This window comes from Ruegeria sp. HKCCA5426 (assembly GCF_013034585.1).
Taxonomy (GTDB): Bacteria; Pseudomonadota; Alphaproteobacteria; order Rhodobacterales; family Rhodobacteraceae; genus Ruegeria.
The window spans coordinates 138,984-160,359 of record NZ_WQGH01000003.1 but is presented as its reverse complement, the minus strand read 5'-3'; the positions used below and the strand labels follow the sequence as shown (position 1 = coordinate 160,359).

The window sequence follows — 21,376 nt, the reverse complement described above, 5'->3', positions numbered from 1 at the left end:
GGGCTGATGGCAAAACCGCTTATGGCCAAGGCAACAGCCGTATGGCTGGTGGACAACACCACGATCAGCTTCAAGCAGATCGCGGATTTCGTAGGTATGCACGAGCTTGAGGTGCAGGGCATCGCCGACGGCGACGTGGCCGCTGGCGTCAAAGGCTTTGACCCCATCGCCAATAACCAACTAACCCAGGACGAGATCGACGTCGCGCAGAACAACCCGCTGCACAAGCTCAAGCTTAAGTTCAACGCTGCTGCGGCAGGCGAGGAAAAGCGCCGTGGCCCGCGTTACACCCCGCTGTCCAAGCGTCAGGACCGTCCGAACTCGATCCTGTGGCTGGTCAAGTTCCACCCTGAACTGAGCGACGGCCAGATCGCCAAGCTGGTCGGCACCACTAAGCCCACCATCCAGTCGATCCGCGAGCGCACCCACTGGAACATCGCCAACATGCAACCCATCGACCCGGTTGCCCTGGGCCTGTGCAAACAGTCCGAACTGGATGCGATCGTGCAGAAGGCGGCCGCCAAGAAAGCCGCCGAAGGTGGCGTCATGAGCGATGACGAACGCCGCAAGCTGGTTTCGACCGAGCAGTCGCTGGAAATGGACGCCGCGCCAAAAATCCCGACCGCCATCGAGGGCCTCGAGACATTCTCGCTGTCTGACGAGCCGGTCGAAGAAAAAGACGATGAGCCGGTCATCGACGCGGATAGCTTCTTCAACCTGCCCAAGGGCGGGGCCGAGGATGAAGACGAAGACGATCTGCGCCCCTAATCTACAGTCAGCCCCAGCCTGAACAGGCCGGGGCTTTTTTGACGGTGCCCCCATGCTGAATGTATTGTCTGCCGTATTTGGTCCACACCGTGCCGTGTCGATCTATGCTTTTATGAAGACCAAGGGCCTGGCTGTGCTCGGAGGTGTCGGAGTCGTTGCCGTTGCAGCGGCCCTCTTGCTTCTCAACGATGACGGGCGCCACGAACACGAAGCATTCATGACGGTTCCGGTCCTGTCTGCCACGCCGATCAACGGAGATCTCAAGAATGGGGTCATTGCCTCGGTACGGTTGCCGGACGGGTCTGCAACGTCGATCTCGTCGACAGAAGCACCGATTTCCCAGACCGTTGGCGACAGCGCCTGCATAGAAAAACGCGTATATGTCGAAAGTGGTGAACCGCGATACCGCTTCAAGCTGCCACGCTACTGCGACGCAAGCTGATCACGCAAAACCGTCCGGTGAGAAAACACCGGGCGGTTTTTCCTTTTACGCGTCTGGGGTTCAGCTTGGCACCCAAATCGCACTAAACCATCTGAAAGATGATCCCTGCGATAATGGCGCCGGTTATGCCCAGCCCCAGATAGGTCGCAAACACCTTCGGCTTGACCAGCGACCAGACGGCTGCCATGGCCGGGATCGAACTGACCGCACCTGCAACCATGAAGGACATAGCTGCACCGACGCTCATCCCTTGTTCAGTCAGACCGGCCAGCAGCGGCGGTGCGACGTATGAGTTCAGGTAGGCCGGCATTCCAACCAGGGCTGCGATAACGATGGGCACGACACCCTCACCACCAACCACGCGGGCAATCAGATCGGCGGGCACATAGCTGACCAGCAGCGCCTCAAGGACATAGGCAAGGGCCAGCCATTTCAGCAGGAACAGACCGTTGTGAACAAACTCGGTGCGAAAGCGCTGACGACGCTCGGGCTGCTGCCAGAACCGCCAGACGGGTTTGTCGTCTTGCTTTGGGCCGCACCCGCAGCATCCAGCGGGTTTGTATTCCCGTAACGGCTGCGCGAATGCGCCGCTGCGCATCAGACCGCGCACGACAAAACCACCGAACAATCCCAAGGCAACGGCGGCTACGGCTTTACCGATCGCGAACGGCCAGCCCAACGCACCTGCGGTGATCAGCAATGTGGGCGGGTCGATCAAAGGCGAACTGAGCCAGAATGCCATCACCGCCGACAAGGGCGCACCCAGCGCCAGCAGACCGGCGATAAACGGGATCACCTCGCAGGAACAAAATGGTGCCAACCCACCAAACAGAGCGGCGAGGAAAATCATCCGTGTCTCGCGCCCTTCAAACGCGCGCGCAACCATGACCTCGGCCCCGGTCGCCTTGAGGTAAGACAATAGCAGAACAGCAAACAGGATATATTGACCGGTGTGGGCAAGGGCCTTGCCTGCGAAAGTGACAACCTCTGCCCAGTTTCCGGGGTCTAGAACCGCCACGGCAATCAAGATCGCAACGATCACAGCCCAAGGCGTTTTTATCACGTCCAGCGCGGCTTTTCCCGAAATCTTCGGGTTCTGTGTCAGTTCAGCCATCGTTCGCGGCCTTTCCTACTTCGTCCGCGCAGCACTCGGACAGGATGAACTGCGCCAGGTTTCGCAACTCGTCATAGCTGGCGCGGTTGATCGTGGTGCGCCCGATCTTTTCCTGCTGCACCACGCCTCCGGCTGCCAGAAACCGCAGGTGATGGGCCAGCGTAGAAGGCGCGATACCCGTGCGTTCCTGTATTTCCCCAACGGTCAGCCCGGCTTCACCTGCACGGACCAGAGTTTTCAGAACCTTCAACCGGGCCTCGGAACCCATGGCCGAAAATCCCGCAGCGGCGGTTTCCCACATTTCGTGCGCTCCATTAAACTATATTTCTAGTTATTTAGGCGAGTCGATTTCTGGTGTCAATGAAAATGGTCAAAAACCAGTAAGTCCAGATTGCTCACCCCATAAGTCCACCCTATAAAGCCCTATGGGCATTTCGGTCGACACTTTCTTTCTGGAACTCAACGGTCAGGGCACGCTGCAGGCACAGATCCAGCAGATGATTGCCGAGGGTATCCTGTCGGGCCGTTTCCACGTGAGTGAGAAACTGCCGTCATCCCGCAAACTGGCCGCACATCTGGGGGTCAGCCGGATCACGGTAACGCTGGCCTATACGGAGTTGCTGGCCAATGACTACCTCACCTCCAAAGGGCGGTCGGGGTATTATGTGTCGGAAAATGCGCCGGTGCCGCCGAAATACACGCCCACCCCCCGTGGGAATGAAACGGTCGATTGGAACACGGCGCTGGCCCGGCGTTTTTCGGACGGGGATACCCTGACCAAACCCGCAGATTGGCGCGATTACCGCTATCCGTTCATCTATGGTCAGGCCGACCGGTCGCTGTTTGACCACGCCAACTGGCGGCTTTGCGCAGTCAGGGCGCTGGGACATAAGGATTTCGATTCCCTGACCGGGGATTACGTGGATCAGGACGACCCCCTGCTGGTCGAGTTCATCGCCCGCCACACCCTGCCCCGCCGCGGCATCGCAGCCCGACCCGAAGAGATTCTGATTACAATGGGCGCGCAAAACGCGCTTTGGCTGGCCTCGCGCATTCTGTTGAACCGCAACCGGACGGCGGTGATCGAAGACCCGTGCTACTATGCCCTTCGCGACCTGCTGAACCATTCCGATTGCAAAGTGGCCCCGGTCGCCGTGGACCGCGACGGCTTGCCACCCGAGGCATTGCCCGACCAGACCGATGTGATTTTTACCACCCCCAGCCACCAAAGCCCGACCACCGCGACCATGCCTGTGGACAGGCGTACCGCTCTGCTGGCCCATGCCCGCGAATTGGACGCGATGGTGGTCGAGGATGACTATGAATTCGAGATGGCCTTTCTGGGTGCGCCCTCGCCCGCGCTCAAGTCGATGGACCGGGACGGGCGGGTTATCTATGTGGGCAGCTTCTCGAAATCGCTCTTTCCCGGCTTGCGCCTTGGCTACATGGTAGGGTCCGAGCCTTTTATCCGCGAGGCCCGCGCCCTGCGATCACTGGTCTTGCGCCACCCGCCAGGACATATCCAGCGCACGGCCGCTTATTTCCTGTCGCTTGGCCACTATGACGCGCAGATCAGGCGGATGTCCAAGGCGCTGGCCCAACGGCGCACGGCGCTAGATCAGGCCGTCGAACAGAATGGCCTGACTGTCGCCGGGCGCGGCGTTCTGGGCGGTTCATCAATCTGGATGTCGGCACCGGATCATGTGGACACAACCCGGCTGGCTAAGGCCCTGCAAGGCCAAAGCGTCCACATCGAACCCGGCGCGCCCTTCTTTTCCGAACCCGACCGGCCCCAGAATTTCTACCGTCTGGGATATTCCTCAATCGCGCCGGATCGCATCGCACCGGGCGTAAAACGCATCGCCGAGGCGATCCGCGACTATTAGCGGAATACTGGACCTATTCCGCTGCGCATTCTGGCCCTAACGTCACTCTTCCCCATCCGTCAAAACCATATCTAAAGGCGGGGCGAAAGACCCAGCCATTCCACATATGCGCGGAGATCATTCAGATGAAAATGACCACGGAAGAGGCCTTTGTTAAGGTTCTGCAAATGCACGGAATCGAACATGCGTTCGGGATTATCGGCTCGGCCATGATGCCAATCTCGGACCTGTTCCCTAAGGCGGGGATCATGTTCTGGGACTGCGCGCATGAAGGCAGCGCCGGAATGATGGCCGACGGCTATACCCGCGCCACCGGCAAGATGTCGATGATGATCGCGCAGAACGGCCCCGGCATCACCAACTTTGTCACCGCTGTTAAAACCGCCTATTGGAACCACACCCCGCTGCTGCTGGTCACCCCGCAGGCCGCGAACAAGACCATCGGTCAGGGTGGTTTTCAGGAAGTCGAGCAGATGAAACTGTTCGAAGACATGGTCGCCTATCAGGAAGAGGTCCGCGACCCGTCCCGCGTGTGCGAGGTTCTGAACCGCGTGATCATGCAGGCCAAACGCGCCAGTGCACCTGCGCAGTTGAACATCCCGCGTGACATGTGGACTCAGGTCATCGACGTGGACCTACCCGCAGTTGTTGAGTTCGAGCGCCCTTCGGGCGGCGAAAGCGCCGTGGCGCAGGCGGCCGATCTGCTGTCGAATGCCAAGAACCCGGTGATCCTGAACGGCGCGGGCGTGGTTCTGTCCGAAGGCGGGATCGAGGCGTCTAAAGATCTGGCCGAGCGTCTGGATGCGCCGGTATGTGTCGGCTATCAACACAACGATGCCTTCCCCGGTTCGCACCCGCTGTTTGCCGGTCCGCTGGGCTATAACGGTTCAAAAGCAGGGATGGAGCTGATCAGCGAGGCTGATGTGGTTTTGTGCCTCGGCACCCGCCTGAACCCGTTCTCGACCCTGCCCGGCTATGGCATGGAATACTGGCCGACGGACGCCAAGATCATTCAGGTCGACATCAACCCCGACCGGATCGGCCTGACCAAGACGGTTTCGGTGGGCATCATCGGTGACGCGGCCAAGGTGGCCAAGGGTATTCTAGCACAGCTAAGCGATACCGCAGGCGATGCAGGCCGGATTGAGCGCAAGTCGCGCATCGCCCAGAAAAAATCCGCATGGGCGCAGCAACTCTCCAGCATGGATCACGAAGATGACGATCCGGGCACCACATGGAACCAGCGCGCCCGCGCCGCCAAGCCTGACTGGATGAGCCCCCGCATGGCGTGGCGCGCGATCCAGTCCGCCCTACCCAAAGAGGCGATCATCTCGTCCGATATCGGCAACAACTGCGCCATCGGCAATGCCTACCCATCTTTCGAGGATGGTCGCAAGTATCTGGCGCCCGGCCTGTTCGGCCCGTGTGGCTATGGCCTGCCGTCGGTTGTGGGCGCCAAGATCGGCAACCCGGACGTGCCGGTTGTCGGGTTCTCGGGCGACGGAGCCTTTGGTATCGCGGTCAACGAACTGACCGCTATCGGGCGCGAGGAATGGCCCGCGATCACCCAGATCGTCTTCCGCAACTATCAGTGGGGGGCCGAAAAGCGAAACTCGACCCTGTGGTTTGACGACAATTTCGTTGGCACCGAGTTGGACACCAAAGTGTCTTACGCCGGAATTGCACAAGCTTGCGGTCTGAAAGGCGTCGTGGCGCGCACGATGGACGAGCTGACGGCCGCCCTGAATCAGGCCATCGAAGACCAGAAGAACGGCATCACCACCCTGATCGAAGCCATGATCAATCAGGAACTGGGCGAACCCTTCCGCCGCGACGCGATGAAAAAGCCGGTGGCGGTTGCGGGCATCAGCGCCGATGACATGGCCCCACAGGCCGGGGCGTAACCCCCGTGAAGCCTCTGCGCGCCATTCTCGGGACGGCAAGCGCGTCGGACAAAATCATCGCCCTGTCCGAGGGCGACGATCCCCGCGTTGTCGAAGGCGCGGTGAAAGCCGTAAAAGAGAATGTCGCGCGGATCATCCTGATCGGAGACAGGGCCGAAGTTTCGGCCCTGCTTGAAACCCATGACGGGTATGATTCAGACCGGATCGACATCCACGATCCGGCCACGTCGGACCTGACGCCCGGCCTTGCGCAAGCGCTATACGAACGGCGCAAGCACAAGGGCATGACGTTGGAAAACGCGCGCCAGCAGATCACCAGCCGTCTGATCTATGCCGCAATGCTGGTGCGACAGGACATCGCCGACGGCACGGTCGGCGGCGCGGTCGAGACAACCTCTGACACTGTACGCGCCGCGTTACAGATCATCGGCACCGCGCCCGAAGCCGCGATGGTATCCAGCTTTTTCCTGATGTTGTTCTGCCAGGACCATCACGAGGTCAAAGGCGCACGTATCTTCGCCGATTGCGGGCTGATTGTGGACCCCGACGCACAAGAGATGGCAGAGATCGCCCGCGCCTCGGCTGACTCCTACACGACCCTGACCGGCGAGGTTGCGCGGGTGGCGATGCTATCCTTTTCCACCTCGGGCAGCGCAGAACACCCTAAGGTTTCGAAAGTGGTCGAAGCGACGCAGATCGCCCGCGCCAAAGACCCAAGCCTGCTGATCGACGGAGAGCTACAGTTCGACGCCGCCTTCGTGCCTGAAATCGCCGCCACCAAGGCCACGGACTCACCACTCAAAGGTGAAGCAAATGTCTTTGTCTTCCCCAGCCTGAACGCGGGCAATCTGGGTTATAAAATCGCGCAGCGCATCGGCGGGGTCGAGGCGATCGGCCCCGTGTTGCAAGGATTGGCGAAACCCGCCAACGACCTGTCACGCGGCTGTTCATCCGAGGACATCCTGCACATGATCGCCGTCACCGCCGTTCAGGCGCAACACAACGATTCCGGGACGTAAGTCGTCCTCACAAGAAAAAACGAAAACATTATTCCGATTTACCTCATTTTATGAGAAAGGTCGGATCGCAGTCTTTAAGGGGGGCGCTTTTGAACCAGCCAGTGATCGACACCTCGCCCAAGGTTTCAGACGAGGTCCGCAAGACCACCTGCTACATGTGCGCCTGCCGCTGCGGTATCAATGTCCACATGAAGGACGGCAAAGTTGCCTATATCGAGGGCAACCGCGACCACCCCGTGAACAAGGGCGTTCTGTGCGCCAAGGGCAGCGCCGGGATCATGCAGGTCAACGCACCCTCGCGCCTTTGTAAACCGCTGCGCCGGGTCGGCCCGCGTGGCTCGGGCGAATTCCGCGAAATCGAATGGGACGAGGCGATCAGCACCGCTGTCGGCTGGCTGAACGAACTGCACGAAACCGCCCCACAGAAACTGGCCTTCTTCACCGGGCGCGACCAAAGCCAGAGCTTTACCAGTTTCTGGGCGCAGCATTTCGGCACGCCAAACTATGCGGCCCATGGCGGATTCTGCTCGGTCAACATGGCGGCGGGTGGGATCTACACCATGGGCGGCGCGTTCTGGGAATTCGGCCAACCCGACTGGGAGCACACCAAGCTGTTTATGCTATTCGGTGTGGCCGAGGATCATGACAGCAACCCGATCAAGATGGGGATCGGCAAGATCAAGGCACGCGGCGCGCGGGTGATCGGTGTGAACCCGATCCGCTCGGGCTATAACGCCGTCGCTGACGATTGGGTCGGGATCACGCCCGGCACCGATGGACTGTTTATCCTGTCGCTGATCCATGTACTGATGAAGGCAGGAAAGATCGACCTCAACTACCTCAGCCGCTACACCAATGCGCCGGTTCTGGTGAACGCTGCCGAGGGCCCGGAAAAGGGCCTGTTCCTGCGCGACGCCGAAGGTAAACCACTGGTGATCGACCGCGTGACAGGCGAGCCCACCGCCTTTGACAAACCCGGCGTCCGCCCGGACCTGTCGGCCACATACGACAAGGACGGCGTCACGCACCGCCCGGTTTTTCACCTGATGGCCGAGAAATACCTGTCCGACGACCACGCGCCCGAGGCCGTGGCCGAACGCTGCGGCATACCGGCCAAGCGCATCCGCGCCATCGCTGCGGAAATCGCCCGCGTCGCCTTTGACGAAGCGATCGAGCTGGACCACGAATGGACCGACTTCCGAGGCGAGAAGCACTCGAAAATGACGGGCCGCCCGGTCAGCTTCCATGCCATGCGCGGGATTTCGGCCCATGCCAACGGCTTCCAAACCTGCCGCGCGCTGCATGTGCTGCAAATCCTGCTGGGCACAGTCGAGGTCCCCGGCGGCTTCCGCTTCAAACCGCCCTACCCCAAACCGGTCGAGGCCCACCCCACCCCGCACGGCGACCGCCGCCCGGGTCGCCCGCTGGAAGGCCCCCATCTTGGCTTCCCGCGCGGCCCCGAAGACCTGCTGCTGGACGAAAACGGAAATGCCCAGCGCATCGACAAGGCGTTCACATGGGAAAACCCAATGTCGGCGCATGGGCTGATGCATATGGTGATCTCGAACGCCGCCGCCGGTGATCCTTACAAGATCGACACGCTGTTCATGTATATGGCGAACATGTCGTGGAACTCCTCCATGAACACCAAGGGCGTGATGGAGATGCTGTCGGCCAAGACCGAAGACGGCAAATACGTCATCCCCAAGATTATCTACTCGGATGCCTATTCCTCGGAAATGGTCGCCTATGCCGACCTGATCCTGCCCGACACCACCTATCTGGAGCGACACGACTGCATCTCACTTCTGGACCGCCCAATCTGCGAGGCCGACGCCGCCGCCGACGCGATCCGCTGGCCCGTGATCGAACCCGACCGCGACGTGCGCGGGTTCCAGTCGGTGCTCATTGAACTGGCCAACCGCATGAGCCTGCCGGGCTTCACAAACGAAGACGGCACACCAAAATGGAAGGATTACGCTGACTATATCGTCAACCACGAACGCAAACCGGGCGTCGGCCCGCTTGCCGGGTTCCGGGGTGAGGACGGCGACAAGGAAGGGCGTGGTGAGGTCAACCCGGACCAGTTAAACCGGTACATCGAAAACGGCGGCTTCTACGTGGCCCACATCCCCGAAGGCGCGGATTACTACAAACCGTGGAACACCGCCTATCAGGATTGGGCCGTTGACATGGGCCTCTATGACAGCCCGCAACCCTACTTGTTCCAGCTCTATTCCGAACCGATGCGCAAATTCCAACTGGCCGCCGAAGGGCATGGTGACCGCCAGCCCCCCGAGCACCTGCGCCAGCGCCTCAAAGACACGATGGACCCGCTGCCCATCTGGTACGAAACCGACCAGCAGGGCAACGAAGGCTTCACCGTCAACGCCCTAACCCAACGCCCCATGGCGATGTATCACAGCTGGGGCACCCAAAACGCATGGCTCCGCCAATTGCACGGGCGCAACCCGCTTTACGTGCCCACAAAGCTGATGCGCAGACACGATCTGCAAGACGGTGACTGGGCCAAAGTCAGTTCACCGCATGGGGAAATCACAGTCCCAGTCATGGAAATGGCTGCACTGAACGAAAATACCGTGTGGACATGGAACGCCATTGGTAAGCGCAAAGGTGCCTGGGCCCTGCAAGAAGACGCCCCCGAAGCCACCAAAGGCTTCCTGCTGAACCACCTGATCCACGAACTCCTCCCACACAAAGGCGATGGAATGCGCTGGACCAATTCCGACCCGGTTACCGGACAGGCCGCGTGGTTCGACCTGAGGGTCAAAATCGAAAAGGCCGCGCCGCCTGAGGATGCGGAAAGCCAACCGGAATTTAGCCCGATCAAGTCGCCTGTGGGGACCGGGCCCAAAGACCTCGCTTGGAAGGTTGGCAAATGACCCGATCCGCTCTTCATCTGGCCCAAAATATCCCGGGGTCTGGGGCAGAGCCCCAGCCCGCCGTCACCCCAAACGCAGAGGCAAGGCAACCATGACCCAGCTCCCACAATCCACCGAGCGTAAAATGGGGCTGGTGATCGATCTTGACACCTGTGTCGGGTGCCATGCCTGCGTAATATCGTGCAAAGGTTGGAACACGGAAAACTATGGCGCTCCCCTTTCGGATCAGGATGCCTATGGCAGCAACCCCTCAGGCACGTTCCTGAACCGAGTTCATTCCTACGAAGTGCAACCCAATCAAGGCCCGGCCCAACTGATCCACTTTCCAAAGTCCTGCCTGCATTGCGAGGACGCCCCATGCGTCACCGTTTGCCCAACCGGGGCCAGTTACAAACGGGTCGAGGATGGCATCGTGCTGGTCAATGAAAGTGACTGCATCGGATGTGGGCTCTGCGCGTGGTCCTGCCCTTACGGCGCGCGTGAGATGGATGTTGCGGAAGGTGTAATGAAGAAATGCACATTGTGCGTTGACCGTATCTACAATGAAAACCTGCCCGAGGTGGACCGAGTTCCATCCTGTGTTCGCACCTGCCCCGCAGGGGCACGGCATTTCGGTGATCTGGGAGACCCCGAAAGCGATGTCAGTAAATTGGTGGCCGAACGCGAAGGAATGGACCTGATGCCCGAGATGGGCACAAAACCCGTGAACAAGTACCTGCCACCGCGCCTCAAAGATCAGGTGGAAGACCAGATTGATATTCTCGCGCCCCTGCTGGCTCCGGTCGCCGAAGAACCCAAGGGCTTTATCGGCTGGCTCGACAAAGCTCTGGAGAAGCTCTGATGCATCCAGCGCCTTCCGTCATCATCTTCACCACCCTGTCCGGTCTGGGTTTCGGTCTTCTCTTCTTTCTGGGTCTGGGGATGCCGGACGTCACCGGCTGGGTTGCGTTCGTCTTCTTTATTATCGCCTATGGCCTGTCTGTTGGCGGACTTATGGCGTCGACCTTCCACCTTGGGCACCCTGAACGCGCCTGGAAGGCCTTCACACAATGGAGGTCCAGTTGGCTTAGTCGTGAAGGTTGGTGCGCTGTCATCGCGCTGACCGTCATGGGCTTTTACGCGATTGGAGCGGTCTTTCTGGGACAAAAGTGGAGCGTGCTTGGGGTCATCGGGTCAGTGTTTTCGTTGGCGACTGTTTTCACGACGTCCATGATCTATACCCAACTCAAGACCATCCCTCGCTGGAACATGAAGCTGACACCGGCTCTGTTTCTGAGTTTCGGTCTGGCTGGTGGGGCTCTGCTTGCAGGTCAAACCCGGCTTGCCGTACCTTTGTTACTTATCGCCGCGACCATTCAAGCCCTTTATTGGTGGCAGGGCGACAAAGCGTTCGCCAAATCTGGAACCAACCTAGGCACGGCAACGGGTCTGGGGTCGCGCGGGGCAGTTCGGGCGTTTGAACCTCCGCATACCGGGACAAACTATCTGCTGCGCGAGTTCGTGCATGTCGTGGGACGCAAACATGCCGAGAAGCTGCGGATCATTTCGTTTCTGTTGGCTTTCTTCGTACCAGTCGTTCTGCTGTTTTTGCCGTTCAACCACTTTTTTGCGCTGATCGCGGTGGTCTCGCATCTGGCGGGTGTCGCCGTGTCACGCTGGTTGTTTTTCGCGCAGGCCGAGCACGTGGTCGGATTGTATTACGGAAGGAGATAAAGAAGGGGGCCAGCCCCCTTCTTGGTCTTTCAGACCAATTCATCCCCCGGGATATTTTCAGCCAGATGAAGGACGGATCCCGCAGAGTGTCAGCCGGGCTATAGGAGACCGGCGTGGACCAATGCCGCATCAATCGCAGATTTGGTACCTTCTTCCAGTTCAGTCAGAGGCGAACGGACTTCGGTGCTGCAGAGGCCGAGTTTACTGAGGGCGTATTTCGCGCCCACAAGACCCGGTTCAATAAAGATCGCCTCGTGCAAAGGCATCAGCCGGTCCTGATATTCCAACGCCTTGGCGTAATCACCCTGAAGCGTCGCTTGCTGGAACTCGGCGCAGAGTTTCGGCGCCACGTTTGCTGTTACCGAAATGCAGCCCACGCCCCCATGCGCATTGAAGCCAAGTGCAGTTGCGTCTTCGCCTGACAATTGACAGAAATCTGCGCCGCAGGTGGCGCGCTGCTGGCTGACACGCGCCAGATCGCCGGTGGCATCCTTAACGCCCACAATGCGCGGCAGTTCCGCCAACTCTCCCATCGTTTCAGGCGTCATGTCGACGACCGAGCGGCCTGGTATATTGTAGATGATGATCGGAATATCTGCGCAGTCGTGCAGCGCCCGGAAATGTGCGACCAGTCCTTTTTGCGTCGGCTTGTTGTAATACGGGGTCACAACCAGCGCGGCGTCAGCGCCAACCTTCTGAGCGAATCGCACAAAACGGATAGCTTCGACCGTATTGTTCGATCCCGCACCCGCGATCACTGGTACACGCCCGGCCGACGCCTTCACAACCTCTGCTACGACGGTTTCGTGTTCATCATGGCTGAGGGTGGGGCTTTCGCCGGTGGTGCCAACGGGAACCAGACCGGTTGACCCTTCCTGAATCTGCCATTCGACCAACCGTTTGAGCATATCCAGGTCCAACTCGCCGTTAGTGAACGGGGTGACCAGGGCTGGCATCGAGCCTTTGAACATGACACGCTCCTCAGAGTGCAGTTGGCAATTATTGTGACGCCAGCGATCACAATCTGAGTGATGTGAGTTGATCCCGGCGGCGCAAGGTTTATCCTGAATGGCTCTATCCTTGGTTGGTTAGGAAATGCAAGGCATGACACGCGTTCTGACGCTATTGATGGCAATGATTCTGGGATCATTCGGGCAGGCGCATGCCGACGCAGCAAGCGATCTGCGCGCCGGGCTGGATGAAATGCGCAAAGGCGACTGGAATGCCGCTTTGCGTGAGGCAGGCGCGCGGGGATCGGTATCACGCGACATAATCGTCTGGCATTGGCTTCGCGAAGGTTTTGGCAGCTCTGGTGACGTACTGGTCTTTTTGGACCGTCGCCCTGATTGGCCGGGCCTGACATGGCTGCGCCGCAAAAGCGAACCGGCGTTTACCGGGGCAGATCCTGACCGTGTATTGAAGTTCTATGCCGATGTACCGCCGCAAACGGCAGAGGGCGCATTGAACTATGCGGTGGCGCTCAAGGCCAAGGGGCGCCCAGGGGATGCCGAGGCAGATATCGTTGCGGCGTGGCGGACCATGCCGATGGGTAAAGGCCTGCAGAAGGATTACCTTGAAAACTTCGGGAAGCTCCTCAAGCCCCACCATGAGGCCCGGCTGGATCGGATGCTGTGGGATAACCACCTTGTCAGCGCTGGACAGATGCTGCCTTTGGTCGGGTCTGATCATCGTAAGCTGGCCGAAGCCCGGATCGCGCTGCAAAAGCGCCTGCCTGGTGTGGATGGTAAAGTTGCTGCCGTTCCCAAATCGTTGGCAGAGGCCCCGGGGCTGGCGTTTGACCGGTTTGTCTGGCGGGACAAAAAGGAACTGGACGACAGCGCCATTGACCTGATGCTGGCGCGGTCCACCGGCCCCGAGGCTTTGGGCGAGCCGGACAAATGGGCAGAAGGCCGACGCCGCCTGGCGCGGCTGGAGATGCGCGGCGGCGATATCAATCGCGCCTATGACATCGCGGCCAACCATCACATGACGCCTGAAATGGGCTATGGGTATGCCGATCTTGAATGGCTGTCAGGGTTCCTTGCCCTGCGCAAACTGAACGACCCGGCAACAGCCGTGCGTCATTTCCAGAATTTCTCGGACGCCGTTCAGTCGCCTATCTCGAAAGGGCGGGCCGGATATTGGCTTGGGCGGGCTTACGCGGCACAGGGCAATGCGGACAAGGCCTACGAAGCCTATGCCATGGGAGCGGACCATCAGACCTCGTTCTACGGATTGCTGGCGGCTGAGCAGATTGGCCGCCCGTTCGATGGTGAATTGGCAAACCCCAGACGCGCGCCACATTGGAAACAGGCCGAATTCGCCGAGTCCAGCGTGCTGGAGGCGGGGTTGTTGCTGCTGCAAGCTGGCGAAGCAAACCTGTCGGAACGGTTCCTGACACATCTGGTGGAGGACCTGGACTCGGTCGAGGCAACCCAACTGGGTGATATGGTTATCGAATTGAAAGAGCCTCATCTGGCCGTAATGATTGCCAAGCGCGCGGCCAAAACCGGTGTTGTCCTGCCTGCTGCCTATTACCCGGTGCATCCGGTGGCCGATCTGGGCCTGCCGATGGCCAAGGAGATGACGTTGGCCATTGCGCGCCGCGAAAGTGAGTTCGACCCCATTGTCGTCAGTGGGGCAGGTGCCCGAGGTTTGATGCAGGTCATGCCTGCGACCGCGCAACTGGTTGCCAAAAACATGGGCATCCTCAGTGGTCATAAGACGGGCAAGCTGACGTCTGACTGGAAATACAATGCCAAGCTAGGTGCGAATTACCTGTCTGGGCTGGCGGCGGATTTCAACGGCAACGTAGTGATGATGGCCGCCGGATATAATGCCGGGCCGCGCAGACCGATCTCTTGGATGGGTCGGTATGGTGACCCGCGCGCAGGTGAGATTGACGTTGTCGACTGGATTGAGACGATCCCGTTCAGCGAGACCCGCAACTACGTGATGCGCGTCGCCGAAAGCCTGCCGGTCTACCGCGCCCGTCTGGGTCAACCGGCCCTGCCGATCCCGTTTTCGCAAGAGCTGATTGGCTCAACTCTGGCGGCGTTCGCGCCATAAGGTGAACAGGCCAGCGGCGATGACCAGTCCGGCGCCGATGACAACCGCGGGCCGCAGGGTTTCGCCAAAAACCGAGATTCCCAGAATCGCGCTCCACATCAGGTGGAAATAGGCAAAGGGCTGAACGGCGCTGGCTTCGGCCATTTCATAGCATTTGATCAGCAGCCAATGTCCCAGCACCCCGCTGAGACACAGCAACCCCATCCAGAACCAATCGCGGCTTTCCATAGGTTCCCAGAACCACATGCCGACCGCAGTCATGGCGACCGCTCCGGCGATACCGGTCCAGAAAAAGCTGGTTGCAGTGCTGTCCTGTCGGGCGACATACCGGGTCAGCAACCCATAGACCGCGAACATCAGAGCCGAGATCAGGGGGATCACTGCCAGCGGGTTGAACACACCCATACCGGGTTGAAGGATAATCAGCACGCCCATGCAGCCGACGCCAATTGCCGTCCATCGCCGCCAGCCCACCTTTTCCCCCAATACCGGACCGCTAAGCGCCGCCACCAATAGCGGATAGCAGATGAACACGGCCTGACTTTCAATCAGACCCAGTACGGTAAAGGCATAAACGGCCACGCAAATCTCGCCGGCAAGCAGTACACCGCGCAATATCTGCCATCCCAATTGGCTAGTCCGCGCCGTCACTCCGATGCCACCCGGGGCGCGAAGGGCCAGGGCCAGAACGAACGCAGCAAAGAACCAATACCGGATCATAACGACCATGTAGGTGTTGTAGGTTCCGGCAAGGTGGCGGGACATGCCGTCCTGCAACGCGAACACAACGGTTGCCGCGATCATCAGGGCAATCCCTGCGCGTGTATTGTTTTGCTGCGTCATGATCTGACCGCCCGCGTCATATGGCGTTTGCGGCCATATCCGGGGACGCGAGTGACAGAAAAGCCCGCATCCTCCAATCCGCGGCGAACGAAACCTGCAGCTGTGTAGGTCGCGGCAGTACCGCCGGGGGTCGTATGGTCAGCCACATGCTGCATCAACTCAGCCCCCCACATTTCCTGGTTCTTGGCCGGAGAGAACCCATCCAGAAACCACGCATCCGCGGATGCGGCCCATTTGGGCAGCGTTTCGCGCGCATCCCCTTCGATAACCTCAAGCCGCAGCGTACCCAGATCGCACGACCCTCCGCGCCAGTGCTGCAGAAAACGCGTGCTCCAGGGGGTGATTTCGGGAAAAGCCTCCAATGCGCGGGACATATCCGCAGGGTCCATTGGGTAGGCTTCGAAACTGGTAAAGCTCAAAGGTGTTGTTTGTCCGGACTTCTCCCACTCTGACCACGCGGTCAGCATGTTCAGGCCAGTGCCAAACCCAAGTTCAGCAATACGAAATCCCGGCGCGAAGCGCGCGGGCAGGTCGTTGCCGTCAAGAAAGACATGACGCGTCTCAGCCAGCCCGTTTTGCAACGAGTAATACGGGTCGTCGAACCGGTCTGAAACGGGTATTTGATCGTCGGTCCAAGTCAGTTCGGCACGCTGGTCTGCCATCGGGGAATCCTGTAGCTAAGCGGCGCGACACTGAACAAGGAAAAGGGGTTTGGCAATGGTCGATGTGACGGTACGCGGCGCGGGTATCTTTGGCCTGTCCATCGCCTGGACCTGTGCCCGACGCGGTGCAAAAGTTCAGGTCGTTGATCCTTTTGGCGCAGGTTCAGGATCAAGTGGCGGATTGGTTGGTGCCCTTGCCCCCCATGTCCCCGAGAACTGGAACGCTAAGAAAGCCTTTCAGTTCGACAGCCTGATCATGGCCGAACCATTTTGGAAAGGCGTTGAGGAAATCGGCGGGGTTTCAGCGGGTTACGCAAGGCTGGGGCGGCTTCAACCTGTACCTGACCCCAGAACCTTGGAACTGGCTCACGCCCGCGCGGACACGGCGGCTGAACTGTGGCAGGGCAAGGCCGAATGGCGTGTCGTTGAAACCGAACAACTGGGATCGTGGTGCCCACCCAGTCCAACTGGATACGCAATCCACGACACGCTCAGCGCCCGGATGCACCCGCGGCGCGCCTGTGCCGCGCTGGTATCAGCGTTGGCCGTCATGGGTGTTGATGTCGTGGCTGAGGCACCGGACAGGGGGCAAGTCGTTCACGCCACCGGGTTGGCTGGACTTCAGGAACTCAACGACGCATTGGGGAAAGTTGTCGGCAATGGCGTCAAAGGACAGGCCGCATTGTTGCGGTTTGACGCCGGTGAGGTTCCCCAGCTTTTTGCCGATACGGTCCATATTGTCCCGCATGCGGATGGCACGCTGGCCATCGGCTCAACCTCCGAGCGGGAGTATGACGATCCGACCAGCACAGATGCCGCGCTTGAGGAGGTGCTGGAGCGTGCCACGCGCGCAGTCCCTGTTCTGCACGGGGCCGAGGTGATCGAACGCTGGGCCGGGGTTCGTCCCCGCAGCAAAAGCCGTGCCCCTATGCTGGGCGCGCATCCCTTGCACAAGGGACAGTTCATCGCCAATGGCGGGTTCAAGATCGGCTTTGGAATGGCCCCGAAGGTGGCCGCAGTCATGGCCGATCTGATACTGGACGACCGCGATACGATCCCAGACGATTTCCGGCCCCAAGCGTCACTGTGACCGCGCGGCGGCATCGGCAATCATGCATTGCCGCCCGTCGGGGCCGCGCACCCACATGCTCTGACCGTCCCGGCACAGGGTCGCAGTTTCGGTATGCATCAACGGCGAAGTCGCGCGGAACGAAAACCGTGCAAGCGGACCCATCACATCCTCGGCAAACAACATCAACAACTGGGCCAGCAACGGCCCATGCACGACCAGACCATCATACCCTTCGACCTGACGCGCATAGTCCAGGTCATAATGGATACGGTGACCGTTGAACGTCAGCGCCGAGTATCGAAACAACAAAGTCGAGTCGAAAGTTACCTCGCGCCGAGCGGTCTCGTCGGTCCGTGCGACCGGCGGCACAGGGCGTGGTTCATCGCCAGATGGATCGTTGCGGTAAACGAGGTCCTGCCACTCGGTCAGGCAATGCGTTTCATCCTGCCATATCTCGTGGCGCAGCGTGACAAAGGCCAGCGGCCCGGTTCGCCCTGTTTTGCGCAGAAGACTTTCCCGAATCGAGCGCCGTTCGGCTACCCTGCCCGCAAAAAGGGACGCATGAAACTCTAGCCGACCGCCTGCCCACATCCGGCGAGGCAAACCCAAATCGGGGATCAGGCCACTTCCAACCTTTGGGTGACCGTCCCGGCCAAGGCCGTCGGGTGGCTGCGGTGTCCAGAAATAAAGCTGGTGGAAAAAGGCAGGCAAGGGTGTGCCTGCCCTAATGGTCCCGCCCTGCCCCAACGCGATCTGAAGCGCGGCGGCGCGGGCCGGGTCCAGAACATCTGTCCGTGTCTCTACCTTCATGGCAAAACACTAGACAGCGGAACCGGCACCGACAAGCGACCTGTGGTTATTGGAAACCAGCCTCGGCGCGCAGCTTCTGCATCAAAGTTTGCAGAGCGCTTTCGTATCTTTCGCTGGTCAGCTTCCCTTGCTCATCGAATTCACTGGAACTGCTGGCCAGATGAATTTCCGGCCCCTGCAAAATACGTGGCTGGAACGGCACCATATAGCCGCGCAGCACCATTTGGGCCCGCTCTCCGCCTGCGCGACCCGCGGCGGCGGACATCACCGCAACGGGTTTGTCGGCCCATGGCTTGCCCTTGGTTCGGCTTACCCAATCCAACGCGTTCTTCAACACTCCGGATGGACCCTTGTTGTATTCAGGGGTCGAGATGATCACGGCGTGCGCCTGTGCGATCTGGTCCGCCAGCAATTGAACCGGCTCGGGGATACCTTCGCCGTCCTCCAGATCACCGTCATAAAGCGGCAGGTTCAGGTCTGCCTCGACATATGTCCCGGGGTCAAACAGCCGCGCGGCTTCGCGCAGCAACTTACGGTTGGTTGCGCTCTGGCGCAGCGATCCGGACAGGCCAAGCAGGATCGGTTCAGACATGGTAGGGCTCCGTGATAGTGTCTTTCACTAATTAGCGCGACACCTCTGCGCGCCATAGCCCCCATGACGCGCAGTCAATGTGCGAAAAAGCCAGAGCACCTAATTATGCCCTGTTAAATTCAGGTGCGCCCGTTTGGAATGATCTCGATATCGACCCGTCGATTAAGGGCTTTACCCTCAGGCGTCAGGTTCGAGGCCGCTGGGCGGTTCTCACCCAGTCCAATCGTGCTGATCCTTGCACTGTTGACGCCATTGGCCTGCAAAATATCGGCGACAGAGCGCGCCCGACGTTCTGACAGGGCCTGATTGTACGACGCCTCACCGTCACTGTCCGTATGGCCAATGACCTGCACGGTTGAGTTGGGGTAATTCACCAGGTTTTGCCCCACCCGCACCAAATCGGACCGCAGCGCCGGGCGCACGGTCGAACTGTCGGTGTCAAAGGTGATGTCGTTCGGCACGGTGACAATCAGCCGGTCACCGGCATTGGTTACGGTAATCCCCTGATTGGCCAATTGCTGGCGCAGTTCTGCGGCCTGCTGGTCCAGTTGGTTACCGATCAGGCCACCGCCGGCCGCACCAATCGCACCACCAGCCAACGCACCAAGAAGCGGATCAGAGCCATTCGCGATCGCTCCGACACCCGCACCAACCAATCCACCCAGAATCGCACCCTGTTTTGTGTTCTGGTTTGGGTCGGCTGGCAAATTCAGCGTACCGGGGTCCGTGCACGCGCCCAAAAACATTGCCGAGCACAGCCCGGCGGAAACAACAAACTTGGAAATGGTCATGAAATCACCTTCTGCTCTGGTACCCGTTTGCCGGGACCATCTTGTTCAGCGCAGTATATCGCGCCGACGCCGAGCAGGCTCAAGCAACAATCCGGTGATATCGGCAGTTACCCGCCAGTCATTGTTGTGTGACAGCGTCCCAGCGATTTTGCTCTTGCCATATCGCGCGAAGCGGCGCGCCCTGACCGCAATAGTGATCATCGATCAGATCACAGGACCAGATGCGGTCGGTCCGAAAATGTCGAAACCCGTTTCTTAACTCGCACCATGCAGCAAGCATCGTGCACTCAATATGATAGACCAACGCAACCGGGCGCACGGTCCGTTCCGTCCGGACACCAGCAGAATTGACATAGGTAATACGGATCTTGCGCTCGGACCGGATCGCCTCACGGTAGTTCACAACCTGAACGCATCCCTTTTCGGGGTCGTCTGCGGGCGCCCCCCACGGGGCCACTTGCAGCCAATCCGCAGGCGCGCGCAGAGCGTCGATTTTGCGACACACCCGATCGGCGGCCTGTTGCAGCGTGCTGTCGCCGGTGCGCGCCAGCATGGACAGACCAACCCACAAGGCTTCGACCTCTTCCGCGTCAAAGTTCAGTGGCGGCAGATCATAACCACGGCGCATCAGATACCCGATGCCCGCCTCACCTTCGATCGGGGTGCGCTGCGCCTGCAACGCGGCAATATCGCGATACACCGTCCGAACGGAAACCTCGAGCTTTTCGGCAAGCATCTCGGCGGTGACGGGCGCGTTTGAGGCGCGCAGAATTTGGATGATCTCAAACAAACGGGTCGAACGGCGCATGAAAATCTCCGGCTGAACTGCTGACACTCTAACACAGCCCCCTGACAAGGTGGTGTCAGCAGTGATCGGCAAGGCTGGACCAACACAAAAAAGGATGCCCTCCATGCCAAGCCGAGACAATCATGTTCTGATGACCCTCAAACTGGGTCAATGGTCCAATAAGCACAACCTGCGCGCCTTTGAAATAGAACGCGAAGTCGCAGCAAACCGTCAACGCTGCACCGCCAGACGCCGCGCAAGGCGGTTTTCTCTGGGCAATCTCAAGCTGCACTGGACCAACGTAATCTAACGTCAGAAATCGGCCGCGGCGCGGAATTTCATTGAAACGCCGCCCTCGGGGTTTTTCAGGCGCAGTTCTTCGGAATGCAGCATAAGGCGCGGATAGTCGCGCGCCGCGCCGTCCGCATAAAACGGGTCGCCCAAAATCGGGTGACCCAAAGCCTGCATGTGGACCCGCAACTGATGGGACCGCCCGGTTTTCGGAAACAGGCGCACACGGGTCGTGTCGCCTTCGTGTTTAACGACCCGCCAATCCGTGACAGCAGGTTTACCAGTCTCATGACACACCTTCTGACGCGGGCGATTGGGCCAATCCACAATCAGCGGCAGATCAATGGTGCCGGTTTTGGGTTCAACCCGACCAAACACACGCGCGACATAGGTTTTGCGCGTCTGGCGCTTCTCGAACTGCATGCTCAGATGTCGTTGGGCGTGCGGGGTCTGCGCGAACACCATCACCCCCGACGTATCCCGATCGAGCCGATGCACCAACAAGGCTTGCGGAAAGGCTGCCTGCACCCGTGTCAGCAGGCAATCGGCAAGATGCTCTCCGCGCCCTGGAACCGACAACAGGCCCGATGGTTTATTCACCACGATCAGTTGCGCATCTTCGTGCAACACGTCCAGAGGTGTTTGGGGTGGATCGTAGGGTTCGCTCATGCGCGTCTGCCTACCGCAGCCCGCTGCCTCCCGCAACGTCG

Annotated in this window: 21 protein-coding genes; 11 read left to right on the top strand and 10 right to left on the bottom strand. The window is 59.8% G+C overall.

The features are described from left to right. Positions 1-6: 6 nt before the first annotated feature. Together GOV87_RS05915 and GOV87_RS05910 are read left to right on the top strand one after the other, a co-directional pair. Positions 7-768, top strand: coding sequence for a DUF1013 domain-containing protein (locus tag GOV87_RS05915; RefSeq protein WP_171211172.1), 762 nt, complete (start codon positions 7-9; stop codon positions 766-768). A gap of 52 nt (positions 769-820) precedes the next feature. Continuing rightward, complete coding sequence (locus GOV87_RS05910) at positions 821-1,210, top strand: hypothetical protein (protein ID WP_171126319.1); 390 nt, start codon at positions 821-823, stop codon at positions 1,208-1,210. A gap of 82 nt (positions 1,211-1,292) precedes the next feature. Here GOV87_RS05910 and GOV87_RS05905 read toward each other — a convergent pair whose 3' ends face one another. After that, on the bottom strand, positions 1,293-2,324 hold the full coding sequence (locus GOV87_RS05905) for a permease (protein WP_171211171.1): 1,032 nt from the start codon (positions 2,322-2,324) through the stop codon (positions 1,293-1,295). Beyond that, positions 2,317-2,625, bottom strand: a complete 309-nt coding sequence (locus GOV87_RS05900; protein WP_171126321.1) for a helix-turn-helix transcriptional regulator — start codon at positions 2,623-2,625, stop codon at positions 2,317-2,319. The genes GOV87_RS05905 and GOV87_RS05900 overlap by 8 nt, the downstream gene beginning before the upstream one ends. A 124-nt stretch (positions 2,626-2,749) precedes the next feature. Between GOV87_RS05900 and GOV87_RS05895 the strand changes: the two genes are divergently transcribed. The 6 genes from GOV87_RS05895 to GOV87_RS05870 all read left to right on the top strand — a co-directional run bounded on the left by GOV87_RS05895 (position 2,750) and on the right by GOV87_RS05870 (position 11,749). Continuing rightward, a complete protein-coding gene (locus GOV87_RS05895; protein ID WP_171211170.1) occupies positions 2,750-4,210 on the top strand; it encodes a PLP-dependent aminotransferase family protein in 1,461 nt (486 codons plus the stop codon). 125 nt (positions 4,211-4,335) lie between these two features. Continuing rightward, on the top strand, positions 4,336-6,114 hold the full coding sequence (gene xsc, locus GOV87_RS05890; RefSeq protein ID WP_171211169.1) for a sulfoacetaldehyde acetyltransferase: 1,779 nt from the start codon (positions 4,336-4,338) through the stop codon (positions 6,112-6,114). A gap of 5 nt (positions 6,115-6,119) precedes the next feature. After that, the gene (gene pta, locus GOV87_RS05885; RefSeq protein ID WP_171211168.1) at positions 6,120-7,133 is read left to right on the top strand and encodes a phosphate acetyltransferase; all 1,014 of its coding nucleotides are present in this window, start codon (positions 6,120-6,122) and stop codon (positions 7,131-7,133) included. 50 nt (positions 7,134-7,183) lie between these two features. Continuing rightward, entirely contained in the window at positions 7,184-10,036 is a 2,853-nt protein-coding gene (locus GOV87_RS05880) for a molybdopterin oxidoreductase family protein (protein ID WP_171211167.1), read from the top strand. Positions 10,037-10,127: 91 nt separating this feature from the next. Further along, entirely contained in the window at positions 10,128-10,877 is a 750-nt protein-coding gene (locus GOV87_RS05875; protein ID WP_171211166.1) for a 4Fe-4S dicluster domain-containing protein, read from the top strand. After that, positions 10,877-11,749, top strand: coding sequence for a DmsC/YnfH family molybdoenzyme membrane anchor subunit (locus GOV87_RS05870; RefSeq protein ID WP_171211165.1), 873 nt, complete (start codon positions 10,877-10,879; stop codon positions 11,747-11,749). The genes GOV87_RS05875 and GOV87_RS05870 overlap by 1 nt, the downstream gene beginning before the upstream one ends. Positions 11,750-11,847: 98 nt before the next feature. Here the strand turns inward: GOV87_RS05870 and dapA are convergent, their stop codons facing one another. After that, positions 11,848-12,720, bottom strand: coding sequence for a 4-hydroxy-tetrahydrodipicolinate synthase (gene dapA / locus GOV87_RS05865; protein ID WP_171211164.1), 873 nt, complete (start codon positions 12,718-12,720; stop codon positions 11,848-11,850). A gap of 133 nt (positions 12,721-12,853) precedes the next feature. On the opposite strand from dapA, the gene GOV87_RS05860 reads away from it, so the two are divergent. Continuing rightward, entirely contained in the window at positions 12,854-14,818 is a 1,965-nt protein-coding gene (locus GOV87_RS05860) for a lytic transglycosylase domain-containing protein (protein ID WP_171211163.1), read from the top strand. On the opposite strand, the gene GOV87_RS05855 is transcribed toward GOV87_RS05860, so the two are convergent. Next, the gene (locus GOV87_RS05855; protein ID WP_171211162.1) at positions 14,792-15,661 is read right to left on the bottom strand and encodes a DMT family transporter; all 870 of its coding nucleotides are present in this window, start codon (positions 15,659-15,661) and stop codon (positions 14,792-14,794) included. The genes GOV87_RS05860 and GOV87_RS05855 overlap by 27 nt on opposite strands. Next, positions 15,658-16,323 carry a tRNA (5-methylaminomethyl-2-thiouridine)(34)-methyltransferase MnmD gene (gene mnmD, locus GOV87_RS05850; RefSeq protein ID WP_171126331.1) on the bottom strand — a complete coding sequence of 222 codons (666 nt, stop codon included), beginning with the start codon at positions 16,321-16,323 and terminating at the stop codon, positions 15,658-15,660. The genes GOV87_RS05855 and mnmD overlap by 4 nt, the downstream gene beginning before the upstream one ends. Before the next feature lie 55 nt (positions 16,324-16,378). Here mnmD and GOV87_RS05845 point away from each other — a divergent pair, with 55 nt between their 5' ends. Continuing rightward, positions 16,379-17,413: an FAD-binding oxidoreductase gene (locus tag GOV87_RS05845; protein ID WP_171211161.1), complete on the top strand. Its 1,035-nt coding sequence runs from the start codon at positions 16,379-16,381 to the stop codon at positions 17,411-17,413. Here the strand turns inward: GOV87_RS05845 and GOV87_RS05840 are convergent. The 4 genes from GOV87_RS05840 to GOV87_RS05825 form a co-directional block, all read right to left on the bottom strand. Continuing rightward, on the bottom strand, positions 17,405-18,205 hold the full coding sequence (locus GOV87_RS05840) for an acyl dehydratase (protein WP_171211160.1): 801 nt from the start codon (positions 18,203-18,205) through the stop codon (positions 17,405-17,407). The genes GOV87_RS05845 and GOV87_RS05840 overlap by 9 nt on opposite strands. Positions 18,206-18,251: 46 nt before the next feature. Beyond that, on the bottom strand, positions 18,252-18,797 hold the full coding sequence (locus GOV87_RS05835; RefSeq protein ID WP_171126334.1) for an NADPH-dependent FMN reductase: 546 nt from the start codon (positions 18,795-18,797) through the stop codon (positions 18,252-18,254). A gap of 119 nt (positions 18,798-18,916) precedes the next feature. Continuing rightward, the gene (locus tag GOV87_RS05830; RefSeq protein WP_171211159.1) at positions 18,917-19,588 is read right to left on the bottom strand and encodes an OmpA family protein; all 672 of its coding nucleotides are present in this window, start codon (positions 19,586-19,588) and stop codon (positions 18,917-18,919) included. Positions 19,589-19,706: 118 nt separating this feature from the next. After that, entirely contained in the window at positions 19,707-20,396 is a 690-nt protein-coding gene (locus GOV87_RS05825; RefSeq protein WP_171211158.1) for a YafY family protein, read from the bottom strand. A gap of 103 nt (positions 20,397-20,499) precedes the next feature. Between GOV87_RS05825 and GOV87_RS05820 the strand changes: the two genes are divergently transcribed. After that, a complete protein-coding gene (locus tag GOV87_RS05820) occupies positions 20,500-20,685 on the top strand; it encodes a hypothetical protein (RefSeq protein WP_171211157.1) in 186 nt (61 codons plus the stop codon). Positions 20,686-20,687: 2 nt separating this feature from the next. Here the strand turns inward: GOV87_RS05820 and GOV87_RS05815 are convergent, their stop codons facing one another. After that, positions 20,688-21,335 carry an RluA family pseudouridine synthase gene (locus GOV87_RS05815; RefSeq protein ID WP_171211156.1) on the bottom strand — a complete coding sequence of 216 codons (648 nt, stop codon included), beginning with the start codon at positions 21,333-21,335 and terminating at the stop codon, positions 20,688-20,690. Positions 21,336-21,376 lie beyond the last annotated feature (41 nt).

Excerpts from the sequence above, each read along its gene's own strand:
- GOV87_RS05915 (WP_171211172.1), top strand. The coding sequence starts at position 7 with ATGGCAAAACCGCTTATGGCCAAGGCAACAGCCGTATGGCTGGTGGAC.
- GOV87_RS05910 (WP_171126319.1), top strand. The coding sequence starts at position 821 with ATGCTGAATGTATTGTCTGCCGTATTTGGTCCACACCGTGCCGTGTCG.
- GOV87_RS05905 (WP_171211171.1), bottom strand. The coding sequence starts at position 2,324 with ATGGCTGAACTGACACAGAACCCGAAGATTTCGGGAAAAGCCGCGCTG.
- GOV87_RS05900 (WP_171126321.1), bottom strand. The coding sequence starts at position 2,625 with ATGTGGGAAACCGCCGCTGCGGGATTTTCGGCCATGGGTTCCGAGGCC.
- GOV87_RS05895 (WP_171211170.1), top strand. The coding sequence starts at position 2,750 with ATGGGCATTTCGGTCGACACTTTCTTTCTGGAACTCAACGGTCAGGGC.
- xsc (WP_171211169.1), top strand. The coding sequence starts at position 4,336 with ATGAAAATGACCACGGAAGAGGCCTTTGTTAAGGTTCTGCAAATGCAC.
- GOV87_RS05880 (WP_171211167.1), top strand. The coding sequence starts at position 7,184 with ATGAGAAAGGTCGGATCGCAGTCTTTAAGGGGGGCGCTTTTGAACCAG.
- GOV87_RS05875 (WP_171211166.1), top strand. The coding sequence starts at position 10,128 with ATGACCCAGCTCCCACAATCCACCGAGCGTAAAATGGGGCTGGTGATC.
- GOV87_RS05870 (WP_171211165.1), top strand. The coding sequence starts at position 10,877 with ATGCATCCAGCGCCTTCCGTCATCATCTTCACCACCCTGTCCGGTCTG.
- dapA (WP_171211164.1), bottom strand. The coding sequence starts at position 12,720 with ATGTTCAAAGGCTCGATGCCAGCCCTGGTCACCCCGTTCACTAACGGC.
- GOV87_RS05860 (WP_171211163.1), top strand. The coding sequence starts at position 12,854 with ATGACACGCGTTCTGACGCTATTGATGGCAATGATTCTGGGATCATTC.
- GOV87_RS05855 (WP_171211162.1), bottom strand. The coding sequence starts at position 15,661 with ATGACGCAGCAAAACAATACACGCGCAGGGATTGCCCTGATGATCGCG.
- mnmD (WP_171126331.1), bottom strand. The coding sequence starts at position 16,323 with ATGGCAGACCAGCGTGCCGAACTGACTTGGACCGACGATCAAATACCC.
- GOV87_RS05845 (WP_171211161.1), top strand. The coding sequence starts at position 16,379 with ATGGTCGATGTGACGGTACGCGGCGCGGGTATCTTTGGCCTGTCCATC.
- GOV87_RS05840 (WP_171211160.1), bottom strand. The coding sequence starts at position 18,205 with ATGAAGGTAGAGACACGGACAGATGTTCTGGACCCGGCCCGCGCCGCC.
- GOV87_RS05835 (WP_171126334.1), bottom strand. The coding sequence starts at position 18,797 with ATGTCTGAACCGATCCTGCTTGGCCTGTCCGGATCGCTGCGCCAGAGC.
- GOV87_RS05830 (WP_171211159.1), bottom strand. The coding sequence starts at position 19,588 with ATGACCATTTCCAAGTTTGTTGTTTCCGCCGGGCTGTGCTCGGCAATG.
- GOV87_RS05825 (WP_171211158.1), bottom strand. The coding sequence starts at position 20,396 with ATGCGCCGTTCGACCCGTTTGTTTGAGATCATCCAAATTCTGCGCGCC.
- GOV87_RS05820 (WP_171211157.1), top strand. The coding sequence starts at position 20,500 with ATGCCAAGCCGAGACAATCATGTTCTGATGACCCTCAAACTGGGTCAA.
- GOV87_RS05815 (WP_171211156.1), bottom strand. The coding sequence starts at position 21,335 with ATGAGCGAACCCTACGATCCACCCCAAACACCTCTGGACGTGTTGCAC.